At 67.1% G+C, this 19,134-nt stretch carries 16 protein-coding genes; 4 read left to right on the plus strand and 12 right to left on the minus strand.

Going from position 1 to position 19,134, the window contains the following annotated elements:
- From DFR40_RS11435 to DFR40_RS11445, 3 genes are all read right to left on the minus strand, one after another.
- Entirely contained in the window at nucleotides 1-738 is a 738-nt protein-coding gene (locus tag DFR40_RS11435) for an amino acid ABC transporter permease (RefSeq protein WP_121458633.1), read from the minus strand.
- A gap of 55 nt (nucleotides 739-793) precedes the next feature.
- Nucleotides 794-1,858 carry an asparaginase gene (locus DFR40_RS11440; protein WP_121458634.1) on the minus strand — a complete coding sequence of 355 codons (1,065 nt, stop codon included), beginning with the start codon at nucleotides 1,856-1,858 and terminating at the stop codon, nucleotides 794-796.
- Nucleotides 1,859-1,939: 81 nt separating this feature from the next.
- The gene (locus DFR40_RS11445; RefSeq protein WP_121458635.1) at nucleotides 1,940-2,839 is read right to left on the minus strand and encodes a glutamate/aspartate ABC transporter substrate-binding protein; all 900 of its coding nucleotides are present in this window, start codon (nucleotides 2,837-2,839) and stop codon (nucleotides 1,940-1,942) included.
- A 295-nt stretch (nucleotides 2,840-3,134) separates the two neighbouring features.
- Here DFR40_RS11445 and DFR40_RS11450 point away from each other — a divergent pair, with 295 nt between their 5' ends.
- Genes DFR40_RS11450 through DFR40_RS11465 form a run of 4 tightly spaced genes read left to right on the plus strand, consistent with a single transcriptional unit; the run spans nucleotide 3,135 to nucleotide 6,612 of the window.
- A complete protein-coding gene (locus tag DFR40_RS11450) occupies nucleotides 3,135-3,785 on the plus strand; it encodes a class I SAM-dependent methyltransferase (protein WP_121458636.1) in 651 nt (216 codons plus the stop codon).
- Complete coding sequence (locus tag DFR40_RS11455) at nucleotides 3,785-4,678, plus strand: ROK family protein (RefSeq protein ID WP_121458637.1); 894 nt, start codon at nucleotides 3,785-3,787, stop codon at nucleotides 4,676-4,678. Before DFR40_RS11450 ends, DFR40_RS11455 begins: the two co-directional genes overlap by 1 nt.
- A gap of 18 nt (nucleotides 4,679-4,696) precedes the next feature.
- Nucleotides 4,697-5,398 carry an MOSC domain-containing protein gene (locus DFR40_RS11460; protein WP_121458638.1) on the plus strand — a complete coding sequence of 234 codons (702 nt, stop codon included), beginning with the start codon at nucleotides 4,697-4,699 and terminating at the stop codon, nucleotides 5,396-5,398.
- Nucleotides 5,395-6,612 carry an MFS transporter gene (locus DFR40_RS11465; RefSeq protein ID WP_121458639.1) on the plus strand — a complete coding sequence of 406 codons (1,218 nt, stop codon included), beginning with the start codon at nucleotides 5,395-5,397 and terminating at the stop codon, nucleotides 6,610-6,612. The genes DFR40_RS11460 and DFR40_RS11465 overlap by 4 nt, the downstream gene beginning before the upstream one ends.
- On the opposite strand, the gene DFR40_RS11470 is transcribed toward DFR40_RS11465, so the two are convergent.
- The 9 genes from DFR40_RS11470 to rsmB all read right to left on the minus strand — a co-directional run bounded on the left by DFR40_RS11470 (nucleotide 6,556) and on the right by rsmB (nucleotide 19,113).
- A complete protein-coding gene (locus tag DFR40_RS11470) occupies nucleotides 6,556-7,542 on the minus strand; it encodes a hypothetical protein (protein WP_121458640.1) in 987 nt (328 codons plus the stop codon). The genes DFR40_RS11465 and DFR40_RS11470 overlap by 57 nt on opposite strands.
- Before the next feature lie 58 nt (nucleotides 7,543-7,600).
- Nucleotides 7,601-9,583, minus strand: a complete 1,983-nt coding sequence (locus tag DFR40_RS11475; protein WP_121458641.1) for a primosomal protein N' — start codon at nucleotides 9,581-9,583, stop codon at nucleotides 7,601-7,603.
- Nucleotides 9,584-9,850: 267 nt separating this feature from the next.
- Complete coding sequence (gene hemE / locus DFR40_RS11480; RefSeq protein WP_121458642.1) at nucleotides 9,851-10,918, minus strand: uroporphyrinogen decarboxylase; 1,068 nt, start codon at nucleotides 10,916-10,918, stop codon at nucleotides 9,851-9,853.
- 56 nt (nucleotides 10,919-10,974) lie between these two features.
- Nucleotides 10,975-12,429, minus strand: coding sequence for a TrkH family potassium uptake protein (locus DFR40_RS11485; RefSeq protein WP_121458851.1), 1,455 nt, complete (start codon nucleotides 12,427-12,429; stop codon nucleotides 10,975-10,977).
- Nucleotides 12,430-12,439: 10 nt separating this feature from the next.
- Nucleotides 12,440-13,873, minus strand: a complete 1,434-nt coding sequence (trkA, locus tag DFR40_RS11490; RefSeq protein ID WP_121458643.1) for a Trk system potassium transporter TrkA — start codon at nucleotides 13,871-13,873, stop codon at nucleotides 12,440-12,442.
- A 13-nt stretch (nucleotides 13,874-13,886) separates the two neighbouring features.
- On the minus strand, nucleotides 13,887-15,152 hold the full coding sequence (locus tag DFR40_RS11495; RefSeq protein WP_121458644.1) for a sigma-54-dependent transcriptional regulator: 1,266 nt from the start codon (nucleotides 15,150-15,152) through the stop codon (nucleotides 13,887-13,889).
- Complete coding sequence (locus DFR40_RS11500; RefSeq protein WP_245985670.1) at nucleotides 15,130-17,286, minus strand: sensor histidine kinase; 2,157 nt, start codon at nucleotides 17,284-17,286, stop codon at nucleotides 15,130-15,132. The genes DFR40_RS11495 and DFR40_RS11500 overlap by 23 nt, the downstream gene beginning before the upstream one ends.
- The gene (locus DFR40_RS11505; protein WP_245985671.1) at nucleotides 17,283-17,861 is read right to left on the minus strand and encodes a DUF4390 domain-containing protein; all 579 of its coding nucleotides are present in this window, start codon (nucleotides 17,859-17,861) and stop codon (nucleotides 17,283-17,285) included. The genes DFR40_RS11500 and DFR40_RS11505 overlap by 4 nt, the downstream gene beginning before the upstream one ends.
- On the minus strand, nucleotides 17,854-19,113 hold the full coding sequence (gene rsmB, locus DFR40_RS11510) for a 16S rRNA (cytosine(967)-C(5))-methyltransferase RsmB (protein WP_121458647.1): 1,260 nt from the start codon (nucleotides 19,111-19,113) through the stop codon (nucleotides 17,854-17,856). The genes DFR40_RS11505 and rsmB overlap by 8 nt, the downstream gene beginning before the upstream one ends.
- Between the last annotated feature and the right edge of the window lie 21 nt (nucleotides 19,114-19,134).

Here is a 19,134-nt window from a genome sequence, read left to right on the forward strand (position 1 = left end):
TTACTTGCCTCCCATGTAGCCCGGCACGCGGACCTTGTCTTCCAGCTTCTTCATCAGCGTCATGACGATGATGTTGATCGCGACGTAGGCGACGGTGACGGCGATGAAGGATTCGTAGGGTTGCGCCGTGTAGTCGACCAGCTGGCGCCCCTGGGCGGCCAGCTCGAGCAGACCGATCGTCGAGCAGACCGCGGAATTCTTGAAGATGTTGAGAAATTCGGACGTCAGCGGCGGCACGATCAGGCGGAAGGCCATCGGCAGCAGCACGTGCCGGTAAACCTGCGGCAGCGAGAAGCCGAGCGCCAGGCCGGCATTCTTCTGGCCGCGCGGCAGGGCGTTGATCCCCGAACGCACCTGCTCGGCAACGCGGGCGCTGGTGAACAAGCCGAGACAGACCATCGCCGCCAGGAACTGCTGGAACACCGGGTGCGACTGCTTGTAGGCATCTCCCAGGCTGGCCGGCACCAGTTCCGGCAGCACGAAGTACCAGATGAACAGCTGCACCAGCAGCGGCACGTTGCGGAACAGCTCGACGTAGGTAGCCGCCAGCCCGCTCAGGAACCTGTTCGGCACCGTGCGCAACACGCCGATCACGGCACCGAGCAGCAGGGCGATGAGCCAGGCGCTCAGCGAGAGCATCACGGTCATCTGAAGGCCGGAGAGCATCCAGCCGAGATAGATGTCGTCGCCTGCTGCGGTCGGCTGCAGGAAGACACCCCAGTTCCATTGATAATTCATGGTCGGTCCTCGTCAAAACTAGTGCCGGGCACGGCGGGCGTGCCCGGCGGGTGGATCAGTACTCCCAGAAGATGCGCTGCAGTTCCTTGCTGTCGCCGGTCTTGGTCAGGGCGACGGTGGCCAGGATGCGGGCCTTCTGCGGATTCAGATCGTGGGCGACGACCCAGTCGTACTGGTCATCCGGCTGCTCGGCGTTGCGCAGGACGAAGCCACCGGCATTGACGTGCGAGGAACGGATGATCTGGACGCCCTGGCTGCGCAGTTCGCGCAGGCCGGCGACAACGTTCTTGGCCACCGAACCGTTGCCGGTGCCGGCGTGGATGATCGCCTTGGCACCGCTGGCGGCCAGTGCCTTGTAGGCGGTGTCGGCAACATTGCCGTGACCGTAGGCGATGCCGACCAGCGGCAGGCTGTCGATCTTGTCGATGTCGAACTCGGAATTGACGGTGTGGCGCTTGGCCGGCAGGCGGAACCAGTAGTTCCTGCCCTCGACGATCATGCCCAGCGGGCCCCAGGGGCTCTTGAAGGCGCCGGTCTGGATGTTGATCATCTTGGACACGTCGCGGCCGCTGTTCAGTTCGTCGTTCATCGCCACGAGCACGCCCTTGCCGCGAGCGTCCTTGGCCGCGGCAGCGGCGACGGCGTTGTACAGGTTGAGCATGCCGTCGGCCGACATCGCGGTCCCCGGACGCATCGAGCCGACCAGCACGATCGGCTTGTCGCTCTTGATCACCAGATTCAGGAAGTAGGCGGTTTCTTCCAGCGTATCGGTGCCGTGGGTGATGACGATGCCGTCGACATCGGCCTGCTTGACCAGCGCCGAGACGCGCTTGCCGAGCGCCAGCAGGTGCTCGTTGGTGAAGCTCTCGGAAGCGATCTGGAAGACCTGTTCGCCACGTACGGCGGCAACTTTGGCCAGTTCCGGAACGCCGGCGATCAGCTTGTCGACCGGGACTTTCGCCGCCTGGTAGGTGGCGCTGTTGGTGGCTTCGGCACCGGCACCGGCGATGGTGCCGCCGGTGGCCAGGATGACGACGTTGGGCTGGGCAGCCATGACCGCCAGCGAGGCGGCGCAGCCGGCGGCGAAGACCGCACAGCGGGTGAAAATGCGCTTGAACATGATGAACTCCTCTTTTCAGGGTTGCAGCGGGCCCGGCACCCCGTTTCCGGGGCACCTCGGTCACCGCGATTTCTTGGGGAATTACTCGAAGGCCTTGTCGTTCGGCGCCTTGTACAGGGCCTTCATTTCAGCCGACAGCGGCATGCTCAGGTTGAGGCCCTTGGGCGGGATCGGGTTCATGAACCACTTGTTGTAGATCTTCTCGGCGTCGCCGGAAGTCATCGCCTTGGTCAGCGCAGCATCGACGACCTTCTTGAATTCGGCGTCGTCCTTGCGCAGCATGCAGCCGTAGGCTTCCTTCGACTGCGCCGTGCCGACCACCGCCCAGTCGCCCGGCTTCTTGGCCTTGGCCATTTCGCCGTAGAGCAGCGCATCGTCCATCATGAAGGCGACGGCGCGGCCGGTTTCCAGGGTCAGGAAGCTTTCGCCGTGATCCTTGGCCGAGATGACGTTCATCTTCATCTGCTTTTCCTCGTTCATCTTGCGGATCAGGCGCTCCGACGTCGTCCCGGCGGTGGTGACGACGTTCTTGCCGGCGAGGTCGGCGAAATCGTTGATGCCCGAACCCTTCTTGGTCATCAGCTTGGTCCCGATGACGAAAATGGTGGTCGAGAAACCGACCTGCTTCTGGCGTTCCAGGTTGTTCGTCGTCGAGCCGCACTCGATATCGACGGTGCCGTTCTGCAGCAGCGTGATGCGGTTGGCCGAGGTCACCGGCATCAGCTTGGTGTCGAGCTTGGCCAACTTCAGCTCGGCCTTGACCGCGTCGACGACCTTGAGCATCAGTTCGTGCGAGTAGCCGATGACCTGCTGCTTGTCGTCGTAGTAGGAGAACGGGATCGAGGATTCACGATGACCCAGCGTGATGCTGCCGGTGTCCTTGATCTTCTTCAGCGTCGAGGCTTCCTGGGCGAACGCCGAGGGCACGGCGGCGGTGGAAAACACGGCGGCGAGGGCGGCGGCGAGGGCGATACGTTTCATGTCTTCTCCTGAAAGTGAGGAAGCCGCGAGCGGGCTTCGGCGAAAGATACTTTGCAAGCCACGTGCCAGCCTGCCAACGCGATGCAAGCCATTGATTTTCAAACAACAGGAAACAGCAAGCTGCCCTGCCGCCAACGGAATTCCGATAGCCGCACCGGCAACGCCCTCGGTTTTCCGACGGCCCTGCGATTTTCCACCGCCGGCCGGTGGCGTCAATCACCAGCCCGCGCCCCCGGCCGGCAAGTTGTCAGGAGCATTGCCCCTCATGCACAATGGGCTCAAGGGGGAGACGCCGATGAACAAGAATACCGACAGCAATCCTTGGGCGGAGGAAAACGACGCCATCCAGCAACTGGCGCTCGAGGAATGCGCCAAGCGCCAGCGCATCGACCACAGCGTTTCGGTGCTCGTGCTGCCGGCCGGCCAGTGCAAGCTGGCGGCCCGCTTCGCCCAGCTCGACGCCCGCGTCACCGTCGCCGACACGCCCGAGCGCCAGCACGAGATCGAGGGGCGCATTCTCGCCGCCGGCCACCTCGGCAGCATCCACTTCGCCGCCACCGAACTGCCGGCGCCGCCGGCCACCGACAGCGGCGCGCCCTACGACATCATCGTCCTCCGCCGCGGCCTGTGCAGCCTGCCCTACGCCCAGGGCAAGGCGCTCATCCGCGAACTGATGCGCAAGCTCAAGATCGGCGGCAAGCTGTTCATCTCGATCCTCGGCCTGCACTCGGAGCTGGGCGACGGCTATCCCGGCCGCGAGCAGTCGATCTACGAGCGCTACAGCCCGCTGTCGCCAGCGATGGCGCGCAAGTACGAGATCCATCACGAAGTCTGCCTGTATTCCGAGCGCGACCTCTTCCTGCTCCTGCTCGAATCCGGCGCCAGCGTGCTGCGCACGATGACCACCACCTGGGGCAACGTCAAGGGCGTCGCCGTCCGCGTCTGATGCGCCTGGGCATCGATCTCGGCGGCACCAAGATCGAGATCTGCGCGCTCGCCGCCAACGGTGGCTGCCTGCTCCGCCGGCGCGTGCCGACACCGCAGGGCGACTACCCGGCAACGCTGCGGGCGATCGCCACCCTGGTCGCCGACGCCGAGCACGAGCTCGGTCGGCGCGGCAGCGTCGGTATCGGCATTCCCGGCGCCGAGTCGCAACGCGACGGACGGATCAAGAATGCCAATTCGACCTGCCTGATCGGCCAGCCGCTGCGCCAAGACCTGCAGGCGCTGCTCGGGCGCGAGATCCGCCTGGCCAACGACGCCAACTGCTTCGCGCTGTCCGAGGCGGTCGACGGCGCCGGCCAGGGAGCCCGCTGCGTCTTCGGCGTCATCCTCGGCACCGGCGTCGGCGGCGGCATCGTCATCGACGGCCGGGTGCTGGTCGGCGCCCATGCCATCGCCGGCGAGTGGGGGCACAACCCGCTGCCGGCCGACGCCGCCGACCCGCTGCCCCCCCTGCCCTGCTACTGCGGCCGCAGCGGCTGCGTCGAAACCTGGCTGTCCGGCCCCGGCCTTGCCGCCGACCACCGCCGCGTCACCGGCGAGACCCTCACCGCCAGCGACATCGCCGGCCGCGCCGCTGCCGGCGACAGCGCCTGTGCCGCCACGCTCGAACGCCACGGCCGCCGCCTCGGGCGGGCGCTGGCCGGCGTCATCAACCTGCTCGACCCGGACGTCGTCGTCCTCGGCGGCGGCCTCTCGCAGTTGCCGGGACTGAGCGCGTCGCTGCCGGAATTTTGCGGTCGACACGTCTTTTCCGACGATTTCCATACCCGCTTCCGGCTGCCGGTGCACGGTGATTCCTCCGGCGTGCGCGGCGCAGCGTGGTTGTGGAATTGATGGCACAATCGCCGGCCCATGGTGCAGATCTCCCTTTTCGTCGGCGGCATCCGCCTGCTTCCCGAGTCCGGACGACCGACCGGCATCTATAAACAGCCGGCCAGCGGCCCGCTCGAACTCGGCCCGGCCGGCTTCGTCGCCGACCGCCAAGCCGACCTGCGCGTGCACGGCGGCCCGGAAAAGGCCGTGCACCTCTACCCAGCTGCCCATTACGCCCGCCTCGCCACACGCTTTCCCGAAATTGCCGAGGCGCTGGTCCCCGGCAGCCTCGGTGAAAACCTCTCGGCCAGCGGCCTTGACGAAACCGGTGTCGGCGTCGGCGATGTCTGGCAGCTCGGCAGCGCCCGCCTGCAGGTCTGCCAGCCGCGCACGCCGTGCTGGAAGATAGACGAGCGTTTTGCCACCGAAGGCATCGCCCAGTTCATCGCCGAGCAGCAGCTGACCGGCTGGTACTGGCGCGTGCTGTCGCCCGGCATCGTCGCCCCCGGCGACCCGCTGCGTCTCGAACAGGCCGGCAGCGGGCCGACGCTGGCGGCGGCAATGCAGCTCTGGCAAAGCCATCGCCCGCCGGTGGCGGCGCTCGAGCAACTGGCGGCGACACCGGGCATCGCCGAACACTGGCGCCAGAAAATCGACCAGCGCTGCGCCTGGCTGCGCAGCAACCCAGAAACCCCGGCCAAGGCGCCGACATCGTTCCACGTGAAACCGGAGCAGGCATGAGCCATCCCGATCCGCGCAGCCTGATGCTGCGCCTTTTCCTGCCGTTCGCTGCCGGCTATTTCCTGTCCTACCTCTACCGCACGGTCAATGCGGTACTCGGACCGGTCATCGCCGGCGAACTGGCGCTGCCCGACAACGCCCTCGGCCTGCTCACCAGCACCTATTTCCTCGCCTTCGGCGCCGCCCAGCTACCGCTCGGCATGCTCCTCGACCGCTTCGGCCCGCGCCGGGTCGAGGCCGTACTGCTCACCATCGCCGCCGCCGGCGCCGCCACCTTCGCACTGGCCGACGGCCTCAGCGGCCTGACGCTGGGCCGGGCGCTGATCGGGCTCGGCGTCTCGGCCTGCCTGATGGCCTCTTTCAAGGCCTTCTCGCAATGGTTCCCGCCCGAGCGCCAGGCCTCGTTGACCGGCTGGATCATGGCTTCGGGCGGCCTCGGTGCGCTGGCCGCAGCGAAACCGCTGGAAATCGCGCTCGGCTTCACCGGCTGGCGCGAAATCGTCTTCGCCCTGGCCGCCGTCACCCTGGTGGTTGCCGCCGCACTCTGGCGCTACGTTCCCGACAAGGCCAGTGAAGCCGGTGGCGCCGGCTTCGCCGAACAACTGGCCGGCGTCCGCCACATTTTCGCCAGCCGCCATTTCTGGCGTTACGCGCCGATGGGCTTCGCCTTCACCGGCGGCTTCATGGCCGTCCAGGGACTGTGGGCGTCGCGCTGGATGAACGTCATCGAAGTCCTCGACGCGGCGGCGGTCGCTGCCCGGCTCACCTGGATGGGCCTGGCCATGCTCGGCGGCTTCCTGTTCATGGGCTTCTTCGCAACGGCACTGGTACACCGCGGCATGCCCCTGGAAAAACTCTATCGCACGGCGATGCTGCTGGCCTTCGCTGCCTTCGCCTGCATCGCGCTGCAGCCCCAGTTTGCCGGTGCCCTGCTGTGGCCGCTGCTCGGCGCCTGCTTCTCGCTGTCGAACATTTCCTACTCGCTGGTCGCCCAGGCTTTCCCGGCGCAATGGTCGGGCCGCGCCAACACCGCCTTCAACCTGCTCGTCTTCCTCGGCGCCTTCGGCCTGCAGTGGGGCATCGGTGGCCTCATCGACGGCCTCCGGGCAGCCGGCTGGGATGCCGCCGGCGCCTACCGGATCGCCTTCTTCAGCCTGCTAGGTGCGCAGGCCCTGGCCCTCGCCTGGTTCCTGCTGCCCCGCCGGGCGCCCTGACACGGCCAGGTCGACCTGCTGCAGCAGGCCGGCCTGCCCGCTTTCCATCAGATACACGCCGGCCGAGCGAATCTGCCCGAGCAGTTCGTTGTCGGCGGTTTTCAGCGCAAACGGGGCGTCGACCGTCAGCGTGTACAGCGCGCCGACCCCGGCTGCCGCCAGCGGGCGATAGCTGTCGCCTGACCACAGCGCGAGCCGGGCGTAGGCAGCATCGGCTTCGTCGATCCAGCCGTTGCCGTCATCGTCGAGCCTGGCCAGGTCGGCGAAACCGTCGCCACTGCGGGCGCCGAACAGTTCGCTGCCGTCGTCGGCGCGACCGTTGCCGTTACGGTCGAAAACCAGGAAGGCACTGCCACCGGCCAGCCCGGGCAGCGATTCGCAGCTGCCGTCGGCATCGAGATCGAAGTCGAAGCGTTCGCCGACCAGTTCGCAGTAGTTGCCGGCGAAGCTGAGGACCAGCGGGTCGCGCAGGCGGATGCTGCCGCTTTCCTCGCTGACCCGCTCGCGGCTGTATTCGCGCTGCATCGTGAGGCTGAAATCGAAGTCGATGCTGCGTCCGTCGCAAGTGCGGACGCTGCCCCGGGCACAGACTTCGGTGCTCTCGCTTTCGCTGATCCGTTCGCTGACCACCCGCCGCCAGGCGATGCCGCGCTCGCCGCCGCTGGCCGCGCTGGCGACCGGCAAGCTTGCCGCATCGGCGGCAAGAGGTTCCTGGCATTGCCGGCCATCGATTGCCGCCAGGATGGTTTTGAGCAGCGATTCGAGCAGCTTCTGCACCCGCTGCTGCAAGTTCGTCGATGCCTCGGCCGGGGCCGTGGCGAGGCTCTCGAACAGCTGGCCGAAGCTGTATTCAGCGGTAATCGACACGCTCTGGCTGCTGCTCGCCGCGTGTGTAGCCGCCAGGTTGACGGCCGTTTCCTCGATCTTCATCCGGATGCTCCTCGTGGTCGTGGGGAGCAAGCCTCAGCAAGGCTCGTGCCGATTCGGCTCAGAGCTCGAGCGGATCGACCTCGAGGTGCCAGCGCAGCTTCGAGCCCGCCTTCAGGCCGTCGATCGCCGCCCGCCAGCGCGGCAGGAAAGTCTGCAGCGCCGGCCGGGAATAGGATTCGGCGAGCAGTTGCCCACGTTCGAGATTGGCCAGCCGGGCCATCTTCATCGGCACCGGGTCGTAGAGCATGACCTGATCGTGCTCGCCGATCACCGGCAGGGCTGCGGCCTGCTCGAGAAAGGCGATCGCCTCGGCCATCGCCGGTGCCTCGGCCCGCAGCACCGCCTGGAAGGCATAGGGCGGAAAGCCGGCCTGCTCGCGCTCCTTGAGCTGGGCGGCAGCGAAGCCCGGATAGTCCTGGGCGACCAGCGCGGCGAACAGCGGATGATCCGGATACTGGGTCTGGATCAGCACCTCGCCGGCCAGCTCGGCACGACCGGCGCGACCGGCCACCTGCATCAGCTGGGCGAACAGGCGCTCCGGGGCGCGCCAGTCGGCGGCGTAGAGCGCGGCATCGGCACCGAGCACGCCGACCAGTGTCAGCCGCGGGAAATCGTGTCCCTTGGCCAGCATCTGGGTACCGACCAGGATGTCCGCCTCGCCGCCGTGGATGCGCTCGAGGACCGCTTCCCACTGCTTGCGGCTCTTCACCGCATCGCGGTCGACGCGCAGGATGCGGGCCTCGGGGAACTCGCCCTGCAGCCACTCCTCGACGCGCTGGGTGCCGCGGCCGAACGGGTGGATGTCCTGGTTGCCGCAGGTCGGGCAGGCGCGCGGGATGCCGTTCTCGAAACCGCAGTGGTGGCAGCGCAGGCGGCGATCGGCCAGATGCAGCACCAGGTTGGCGGCACAGCGCTGGCAACGCGAGACCCAGCCGCAGGCCGGACAGGCGAGCACCGGCGCATAACCGCGCCGGTTGAGGAAGACCAGGCTCTGCTCGCGGCGCGCCAGACGCTCGCGGATTGCCGCCAGCAGCGGCGCGCTGACGCCCTCCTTGAGCACCAGCCGGCGGGTATCGATGACATGCACCGCCGGCAACCGCGCCTCCGGATTGGCCCGGGCCTTCAGATCGAGCCGTCCGTAGCGGCCGCCCTCGGCGTTGGCCCAGGTTTCCAGCGACGGCGTCGCCGAGCCGAGCAGAATCGGGATCGCCGCCTGGCGGGCGCGGACGACGGCGACATCGCGGGCCGAATAGCGCATCCCGTCCTGCTGCTTGAACGACGGGTCGTGCTCCTCGTCGACGATGATCAGGCCAAGCCGCGGCATCGGCGTAAACACCGCCAGACGGGTGCCGAGAACGATCTCGGCCTGGCCGCCAAAAGCCGCCAGCCAGTTGCGCTCGCGCGCCGCTTCGGCGAGTTCGCTGTGCAGCGAGACCACCTCGCGCGTCGGGAAACGCCCGCGCACGCGTTCTTCGAGCTGCGGCGTCAGGTTGATCTCGGGGACCAGCAGCAGGACCTGGCGGCCGAGCGCCAGCACCTGCTCGACCAGACGCAGGTAAACCTCGGTCTTGCCGCTACCGGTGACGCCGAACAGCAAATTTGCCGAAAATCCGCCGTCGACCGTGACCTTCCCGATCGCAGCCGCCTGCTCGGCGGTCAGCGCCGGCTGGGCCAGCGCCGGCGGTGCCTTGCGCGCCCGCCCGGCACGCCGCTCCGGCGGCGTCAGCCGCTTCAGCCCGGCCGGCAGCGCCTGCAGCACGACCTCGCCGAAAGGCGCCTGGTAATAATTGCTGGCGAACTCGCAGAGGGCGAAGAAATCGTCGGGCAGCGGCGCCGGTTCGGCAAGGATTTCCCCGGCCTGCTTCAGCTGCGCGACCGGCCATGCGCTGTCATCGACGACGGCGACGATGACGCCGATGCGCTCGCCGCGCCCGAACGGCACCTTGACCCGCCGGCCGACGTCGGCCGCCCCCGCCGCCGGCGACAGGTAGTCGAACAGGCGGTGCAGCGGCAGGTCGAGGGCAACGCGCAGGACAGGCATCGGGGATCCGGAAAGCGGGGCCTCGACGACCGCTGGCGGTTGTCCACAAAAGCTGTGGATAACTTTGTGGATTGCCGAGGTAAAGAAATGCTAAGTGGGCGTTTCGTAAGGGTTTTGTTATCTTGCCGAAATATTGGGCAGAAAACAAAACCCTTTGTTTTCAACAGCTTGAATAATCAACACGGTGTCAAGCCGGTTTCGCGATTTTTTTCTTCCGGGGAACGAAGAACTGTGCATAAGTCAACCGTTTCCCCGGTTGCGGAGCACTCACTTACGCAGCTGACGGCTGTACGCATGCACCGTGTCGACGAGCACCGAGACGTTCTCCGGCGGCGTGTATTGCGAAATGCCGTGGCCGAGGTTGAAGACATGGCCGGTGTTGCCGGTACCGTAGCTGTCGAGCACCTTGCGGGTTTCGGCAGCAATCGTTTCCGGCGTGCCGAACAGCACGTTCGGATCGATGTTGCCCTGCAGCGCGACCTGGTCGCCGACCCGGCGCCGGGCTTCACCGATATCGATCGTCCAGTCGAGGCCGACCGCGTCGCAGCCGATGGCAGCGATCTTCTCCAGCCACAGACCGCCGTTCTTGGTGAACACGATGCTCGGAATGCGCTGGCCGTCCTTTTCCTTCTTCAGGCCGGCGACGATGCGCTGCATGTAGGCCAGCGAGAACTCCTGATAGGCCGCTGCCGACAGCGAACCGCCCCAGGTGTCGAAGATCATCACCGCCTGGGCGCCGCAGTCGATCTGCGCGTTCAGGTAGCTGGTCACCGCATCGGCGGTCACCGCCAGGATCTTGTGCAGCAGGTCGGGGCGGCTGTACATCATGCCCTTGATGTGGCGGAAGTCGGACGAGCCCTGCCCTTCGATCATGTAGCAGGCGAGCGTGTACGGGCTGCCGGAGAAGCCGATCAGCGGCACCGAGTTGTCGAGTGCGCGACGGATTTCGGAGACGGCATCCATGACGTAGCCGAGATGCTCGTAGGGATCCGGCGCGCTCAGGTTGTTGATCGCCCATTCCTCGCGCAGCGGGCGCTCGAACTTCGGTCCCTCGCCTTCGGCGAAATACAGGCCGAGGCCCATCGCATCGGGCACGGTGAGGATGTCGGAAAACAGGATGGCGGCGTCGAGATCGTAGCGGGCGAGCGGCTGCAGCGTCACCTCGCAGGCCAGCGACGGGGTCTTGCACAGGTTGAGGAAGTTGCCGGCCCGCTTGCGCGTCTCGCAGTACTCGGGCAGGTAGCGACCGGCCTGGCGCATCAACCAGAGCGGGGTATAGTCGGTCGGTTCCTTCAGCAGCGCACGCAGGAAGGTGTCGTTCTTGGGTCGGCTCACGGTCTACTCCGCCTGAATTCGAAAAACCGCGATTATCCGCCTTTCCGGCGCCGCGGTCACTTCCGCCAGAAGGCGGGAGTCAGGACGACAAGCAGCGTGAAGATCTCGAGGCGGCCAAGCAGCATCGCGAAGGTGCAGATCCAGGTCTGGAAATCCTCGAGCACGGCATAGGTCGACGCCGGCCCGACCTGACCGAGGCCGGGCCCGGTGTTGTTGATGCTGGCCGCGACGGCGCTGAAGGCGGTGACGATATCGAGGCCGGTGAAGGCAAGCAGCAGCGTCATCGTGACGATGCTGACCATGTACACGAAAGCGAAGGCGAGGACGGCGAAGAGTACCGACTGCGGCGCCGTGGCGCCGCCGAGGCGGACGTTGTACACCGCCGCCGGGTGCATCGCGCGGACCAGCTCGCGATAAACCTGCTTGTAGAGCAGCAAGGCGCGCATCATCTTGATACCGCCGCCGGTCGACCCGGCGCTGGTCGAGAAACTGCACAGGAAGAGCATCCACAGGCCGACGAACATCGGCCACTGGCCGTAGTCGATGGTCGAGTAACCGGTCGTCGTCGCCACCGAGATGACGTTGAACAGCGCGTAGCGGAAGGCACTGTCCATGTCCTCGAAGGTCCCCTCCTTCCACAGGTAGTTGGCGAGCACGAAGACGCTGACCAGCAGCACGCCGACGAACCAGCCGGCTTCCGGATCGCGGCCGTAGGCGAACAGCGAGCGACCGCTCAAAGCAAGGAAGTGGGTGGCGTAGTTGATGCCGGAAAAGAGCATGAAACCGACGCAGATCCATTCGATGCTCGCCGACTGGAAATAGCCGAGGCTGGCGTCATGGGTCGAGAAACCACCGAGCGACACCGTCGAGAAGCTGTGGCAGACGGCGTCGAACCAGCTCATGCCGGCCCAGCGATAGGCCAGCGTGCAGGCAATGGTCATCACCACGTAGATCAGCCACAGGCCCTTGGCGGTTTCGGTGACGCGCGGCGTCAGCCGGTTTTCCTTCATCGGCCCGGGAATCTCGGCGGCGAGCATCTGCCGGCCGCCAATACCGAGCATCGGCAGGATGGCGACGACCAGCACGATCAGGCCCATGCCGCCCAGCCACTGCATCAGGTGGCGCCACAGGTTGATCGATTTGGGCAGGTCGTCGAGCCCGGACATCAGCGTTGCCCCGGTCGCGGTCAACGCCGAGGTCGCCTCGAAATAGGCATCGGTATGCGACATCCCCAGATGAATCATGAACGGCAGCGCCGAAAACGCCGGCAGCACCGTCCACACCAGGACGACAAGCAGGAATCCGTCGCGCACGCTGAGGTCGCGCGTGGTGTGGCGATAGCGGTACCAGAGGAAGGTGCCGCACAGCACGGTGAGCAGGAAGACATGCTCGTACACGCGCTCGGCGCCATCGCTGGTCAGGTGCGAAACGCCGAGCGGTGCCAGCAGGGCCAGCCCGAAGAGCATCAGGATCAGCCCGAGGGCACGGTAGACCGGGGCAAAACGCGTCATCGGCATCGGCTCACAGGAAGTGGAAGCCAACCTGGAACAGCTTCTCGATCTTCTTGACCAGCTTCTTGCGCGTGCAGAACAGGATCACATGGTCGCCGGCCTCGATCACCGTGTCGTGGTGCGCGATCAACACCTCGCCGTAGCGGGTGATCGCGGTCCAGTCGTCGGTCTGGCCGACGACGATCGGTTCGTCGAAATTGCGCACCAGCGCGGCGACGGTGACGCCTTTCGGCCAGTCGACTTCGTCGATCCGCCGGCCGACCACCTTCGACGTCGCCCGATCGCCGTGAGCGACGATCTCGAGCGCCTCGGCGGCACCGCGACGCAGCGAATGCACTTCGGCGACGTCGCCCTGGCGGACATAGGCGAGCAAGGTGCCGATCGAGACCTGGGCCGGCGAGATGCCGATGTCGATCGGCCCGCCCTCGATCATCTCGGCGTAGGCGCGGCGGTTGATCAGCGCGACCACGCGCTTGCAGCCGAGCCGCTTGGCCAGGCTGCCGGCCATGATGTTGTCTTCGTCGTCGTTGGTCATCGCCAGGAAGAGGTCCATCTCGGCGATGTTTTCCTGCTCGAGCAGCTCCTCGTCGGTGGCGTCGCCGCAGAGCACGAGCGTGTCGTTGAGCTCGTTGGCCAGCAGCTCGGCACGCGGCCGGCGGCCTTCGATCAGCTTGACCTCGTAGCGCCCCTCGAGCGCCTTGGCCAGGCGCAGGCCGATATTGCCGCCGCCGGCGATCATCACTCGTTCGACGCGGCTGACCAGGCGGCGCAACTGGTTGAGCACGGTATGGATGTTCTCGGCAGCGGCAAGCAGGAAGACCTCGTCGCCGGTACGGACGACGGTGTCGCCCTCGGGAAAGACCGGCTGGTTGTCGCGGAAGATGGCGGCGATGCGCGCATCGATCTCCGGCGGCAGCAGATCGGGCATCGCCTTGATCGGTTTGCCGACGAGCAGGCCGCCCTCGTCGGCGCGCACACCGACCAGGCAGACCCGGCCGTTGGCGAAATTGAGCACCTGCAGCGCACGCGGAAACTCGATCAGGCGGCGAATGTAGTCGGTGATCACCTGCTCCGGGCAGAGCGCGAAATCGACCGCGAAGTTGTCGCCGGAAAGGAGCACCTCGTCCTCGAGGAAATCACGCGAACGCAGGCGGGCGATCCGCGTCGGGATGTTGAAGACCGACTGCGACAGCTTGCAGGCAACCAGGTTGGCCTGGTCGCTCTGGGTCACCGCGATGACCATGTCGGCATCCTCGGCGCCGGCGCTGCGCAGTACCGACGGCGTCGCCGCGTCGCCGACGACGGTGCGCAGGTCGAGACGGTCCTGCAACTGGTGCAGCCGGCCCGGGTCCTGATCGACGATGGTGATGTCGTTCTCTTCCGAAACCAGCCCTTCGGCGACGCTGGCGCCGACCTGGCCGGCGCCGAGGATGATGATCTTCATGCGCGGCCCCGGCTCATTCCTCGCCGCGCTTGCCGAGGCGGATGTCGAGTTGCTTGAGCTTGCGGTACAGATGGGTCCGCTCCAGCCCCGAACGCTCGGCCAGGCGCGTCATGTTGCCGCCCTCCTGGCGCAGGTGATGCTCGAAATAGAGCTTCTCGAAGGCATCGCGCGCTTCGCGCAAGGGCTGCTCGAACAGCGGCAGGAAGGACTGCGCCGGACTGTCCTCGACCACCTCGGGCGGCATCACGCGGGCCACGTCGTCGCTGCCGATTTCCTCATCGAGGGCCGTCAGCGCGAGGTTGCGCACCAGGCCGTAGAGGACGTTCCAGCTCGCTTCCGCGTGCTTCTTCCAGGGCAGCGTGCGCAGCGCGTTGAGCGCCGCGGTCGAGAATCGCCGCGCCGGCACTTCGCCGCGTTCGACGAAATTGGTCAGCAACAGGCTGGCGATTTCCGGCAATTCGTCGGCGTGGCCGGCGAGCGCCGGCATGGCCAGCCAGATCTCGCCAACGCGGGCGAGCAGCTTGGCGTCCCAGCCGTACTCGGCAAGTGTCGACAACGGCGTGGTGCAGGCCAGGACCAGCTGCAGATTCAGCTTCTCGGCACGGTCGACCGCAAACGCCAGGTTCATCTGCTGCATCTTGCCCAGTGCCGCCAGGTCGGGCACGAAGAGGATGCCGCCGCTGGTCTTCTCGAGCGCTTCCTGGGTCAGGGCGCTGCTCGTCGCCGACAGGTCGAGCCAGGGCGCACGCGGCGCCAGCAGCGTGCGCGCGGCAATTTCGGCCATGCCCGCGGTGGCGCCCTTGATCAGCACCACCGGCGCCTTGGCCGCGGCCTGCTCGAGCCGGCGCCGGAATTCCTTGACGAAGGGCAGCCGCGAGAAGGCTTCCAGCGTCAGCGGCGGGCGCGGCGGCGGTGCGTCGTGCTTGAGTGCCTTCTGCACGGTGCCGAGCAGCTTCTGCAACGCAATCGGCTTCTCGAGGAAGTCGAAGGCGCCGAAACGGGTTGCCTCGACCGCGGTATCGATGGTGCCGTGCCCGGACATCATCACCACCGGCATGTTCAGATGACCGCCGACATGCCACTCCTTGAGCAGCGAGATGCCGTCGGTGTCGGGCATCCAGATGTCGAGCAGGACCAGGTCCGGGCGCAGTTCGTTGCGCACCCGGCGGGCCGCGCAGGCGTTCTCGGCGAGGCGCACGTCGTAGCCCTCGTCGATCAGGATTTCGGAAAGCAGTTCGCGGATGCCGACTTCGTCATCAACGACCAGAATGATTGCCATGCTTGGCCTCCTTGTCCCGAACCAGCGGCAGGCGGATGTCGATCCGCGCCCCGCCGGTCGGTGCATTGCTGATTTCTATACTACCCTGATGCTCATCGACGATCTTCCTGACGATGGGCAATCCCAATCCGGTCCCGCGCGCCTTGGTCGTCACGTAGGGCTCGAAGATGCGCGGCAGCAGTTCGACCGGAAAGCCCGGTCCGTTGTCGGCGATGAGCAGCCGGGCGCAACGCCCGACGATCTCGGTGGTGATGCCGACGCGACCGTCGGTGCGGCCTTCGAGCGCGTCCTCGGCGTTGCGCAGCAGGTTGTGGATGATCTGGCGCAGCTGTGTCGCATCGCCGAGCACCGGCGGCAGCGCCTCGCCCAGGCTGAGCTCGAACCGTACCGCCGAGCTTTCGTAGAGCCCGAGCACCTCGCCGAGCAGCCCGTTGAGGTCGAGGGGCGCCACTTCCGGCGCCGGCATCCGGGCGTAGTCGCGGAAATCGTCGACCATCCGCTTCATCGCCTGGACCTGGGCGATGATCGTCTGCGTGCCGCGCGCCAGCATCTCGGCGTCGCCGTTGGCCAGCTTGCTCGCCAGCTTGTGCTGCAGGCGCTCGGCCGAGAGCTGGATCGGCGTCAGCGGATTCTTGATCTCGTGCGCCAGGCGGCGGGCAACTTCGCCCCAGGCGGCGCTGCGCTGGGCGGCGATCAGCCGGGTGACGTCGTCGAAGACGACGACATCACCGCCACCGCTGGCTTCCGGCAGGCGCGAGGCGCGCAGCAGCAGTACCTGCGGCATGCCGTTCGGGCGCTCGAGTTCGAGCTGGGCCTGCCATTCCGGCTCGCCGCTGGCGGCAAAGCTGGCACGGATGAACTCGCCGAGCAGCTGCTGGCGCGGCCAGGCTTCCGGCGCCAGACCGATCAGGCCGGAAAAATCGTCGTCGAGAATCGTCAGCGCGCCCTCGTTGACCGTGCGCAACAGGAAATTGCGGTCGAAGACCAGCACCCCGGCCGAGAGGTTGGCAAGAATCGACTCGAGATAGCCGCGCGCCGATTCCAGCTCGCTGCGGTGACGGTCGGTTTCCCGGCGGGCGTCGTCGAGCTGGCGGGTCATCCGGTTGAACGACTGGGTCAGCACACCGAGCTCGTCGCCGCTATAGACCGCCTGGCGCTGCGAGAAGTCGCCCTGGGCGACGGCCTGCGTGCCCTCGGCGAGGATGTACAGCGGCGCCACCAGCCGGCGGGCCATCCAGTAGGCCAGCGCAAAGGCGCTGAACAGCGCGACGAGCACGGTCAACGTCAGGGTCAGGGCATAAATGCGGGTCAGTCCCTGGCGCGCCAGCTGCAGTTCCTGATAGTCGCGATACACGGCCTGCACCGACTCGGCATCCAGCGCCAGGGTTTCCGGCACCTGCTGGGTCAGCTGCAGGATGCGCGGCTCGTCGAACATCTCGCGCGAACCGACCGGCATCAGCACGCGCAGGAACAGCGCCGACCCCTCGCCTTCGATCCCGCTCAGCCCCTGGGCGCTGCGCGCCTGCTTGAGCTGCGCCTGGGTCGGCAGCTCCGGCATCAGGCTGCCGAGGTCGCCGGTGGCGCTGGTCAGCAGCTGGCCGCCGACCGAGAACAACGCCGCGGTGTGCACGCTGCGATCCTCGCGCAGGCGGAACAGCGCCGAGCGCCGCGACGGTTCCGGCACGTAGGTCAGTTCGTCGGCCATGTCGCGGGCTTTCTGGGTCAGCTCGACGAGCAGCGAGTCGAGCGCCGAACGGCCGAGATGCAGGCCGGACTCGAGTGCCTTCTCGACGCGCACGTCGAACCAGCTTTCGATCGAGCGGGTGACGAACTGGACCGAGACGCCATACACCAGCGCCCCCGGAAGCACGGCGATGACGCCGAACATCAGCATCAGGCGCAGCTTCAGGCGGGCGCCGAAGACCTGCGCCTGGTAGTCGCGCCACAGCGTGCGCAGCTGCCAGCCGACCAGGGTCACCATGCCGAGCGCGAGGACGATGTTGAGCGCGATCAGCAACGGATAGTTGCGCGAAAAGACGACGGTATCGGCCGCCGTCGCCAGCAACAGCAGGAACCAGAGGATGCCGCCGACAGCGGCGGCCAGCGCACCGGCGGCAGCGACGAAGCGCTTCACTTGTCCTCCCCGGCCGGCAGCGGCGGCAGGGTCGCTTGCCAGGTCTTGAAGTCGCCGGCCAGCGTCCATTCCTTGTTGCCCAGCGCACTGATCTGGAACGGCCGCGGCAACTGGGCGACGTCGAGGCGCAGGCGCAGCGCCGCCAGGTAGCTGCCGCCGGCGACGACGCCGCGTTCGTCCTTGTCGATGACCAGCCAGTGGCGCAGGCGGCGGAGCACGCCGAGGGCCTCGCCGAGCGTCTCGAACGACTGGTGCAGGCCGCCGGTGCTGAGCCGGTACTGGCGCGTCAGCGCATGGTAGGACAGGCGGTAGGTCTGGCTGCGCGTCACCAGCTTCTCGTCGAACCAGTACCAGCGTTCGCGGCCGAGTTCGAAATCGGCGACGAAATAGAGCACGACGCCGCGGTTGACGGCTTCCTCGAGGCGTGAATTGAGTTCGAAGCGGAAATCGGCGGCGAGCACGTAGCCGTCGTCGCTGGCCGTCAACTGCGGGTTGGCGACCTCGATTTCCGCGGTCCACGCCAGCGCCGGCACGAAAACCAGCAGCAGCAACCAGCGCCGCAGGCGTTCAAGCACGCTTTTCGAGCAGGCAGTAGAAAAAGCCATCGTGCTGCGCATCGGGAAGAAGCTGTTCCTCATGGACGATACCGACACCCGGCTGGGCGGCGGCGAAGGCCGCGATCTGCATCTGGTTTTCCGCCGGGAACACCGAACAGGTCGCGTAGAGCAGTTTACCGCCCGGCCTGAGCAGCGGCCACAGCGCGCCCAGGATCCGCTTCTGCGCCTGGGCGAAGCTGGCGATGTCGGCCTCGCGGCGCAACCACTTGGCATCCGGGTTGCGCCGGACGACACCGCTGGCGGTACACGGCACGTCGGCGAGCACCGCATCGAAGGGCCGGCCGTCCCACCAGCGCTCGGGACGCGTGCAATCGGCAGCGGTGACGCGCGCCGACAGTTGCAGCCGGCCCAGCGCTTCCTCGATGCGCCGGCAGCGGGCCGGCTTGAGGTCGAGGGCGAGCAAGTCGAGATCGGCCCGCTCGAGCAGGTGCGCAGTCTTGCCGCCGGGCGCCGCACAGGCATCGAGGACGCGGCTGCCGGGCGCCGGTGCGAGGATTTCGGCGGCCCGCTGGGCGCCGGGATCCTGGACCGAAACCAGGCCGTCGAAGAAGCCCGGCAAGCGGTCGACCGCTTGCGGCCGGGCCAGTGCTAGGCCGTCCTCGCCAACCGGCGTCGCGGCGATGTCGATGGCCGCCAGGCGGGCCAGGTAGTCGGCCCGCGCGAGGCGCCGGCGATTGACGCGCAAGCCCATCGGCGGCGCCTGGTTGCCGGCGGCGACGATGCGCTGCCAGTCGTCCGGCCAGGCCGCCTGCAGCTGACGCAACCACCAATCGGGATGCTGGGCGACGGCGAGGCCGTCGGCGGCCAGGGCGGCGGTCAACGCCTCCTGCTGGCGCAGGAAACTGCGCAGCACGCCGTTGACCAGGCCGCGGAACTTGCCATGGAGCAGCTCGCCGGCAGCCGAGACGGCCTGATCGACAACCGTATGCACCGCTTCCGGCCGGGTTTCCAGCCGATACAGCGCGACCAGCAGCAGGGCCCGCACCTCGTCCACGGCGAGCGGCCGTTCGAGCAGGCGGGAGAGGAAGAAATCGCCGCGACCGAAGGCACGCAGGCTGCCGTAGACGAGGTCCTGGACGGCCGGCCGGGCCTGCGGGTCGACGCTGCCGAGCAGGTTGTCGGCCAGGCTCTGGCCGGCGAACACCGCCGCATCGATGCGGGCGGCCTCGCGCAGGGCATAGGCAAGGGAGTTGAAAGGCAATCGCGACATAGGCCGCGATTATCGCACGGG

Source organism: Azonexus fungiphilus (assembly GCF_003634965.1).
GTDB classification, from domain to species: domain Bacteria; phylum Pseudomonadota; class Gammaproteobacteria; order Burkholderiales; family Rhodocyclaceae; genus Azonexus; species Azonexus fungiphilus.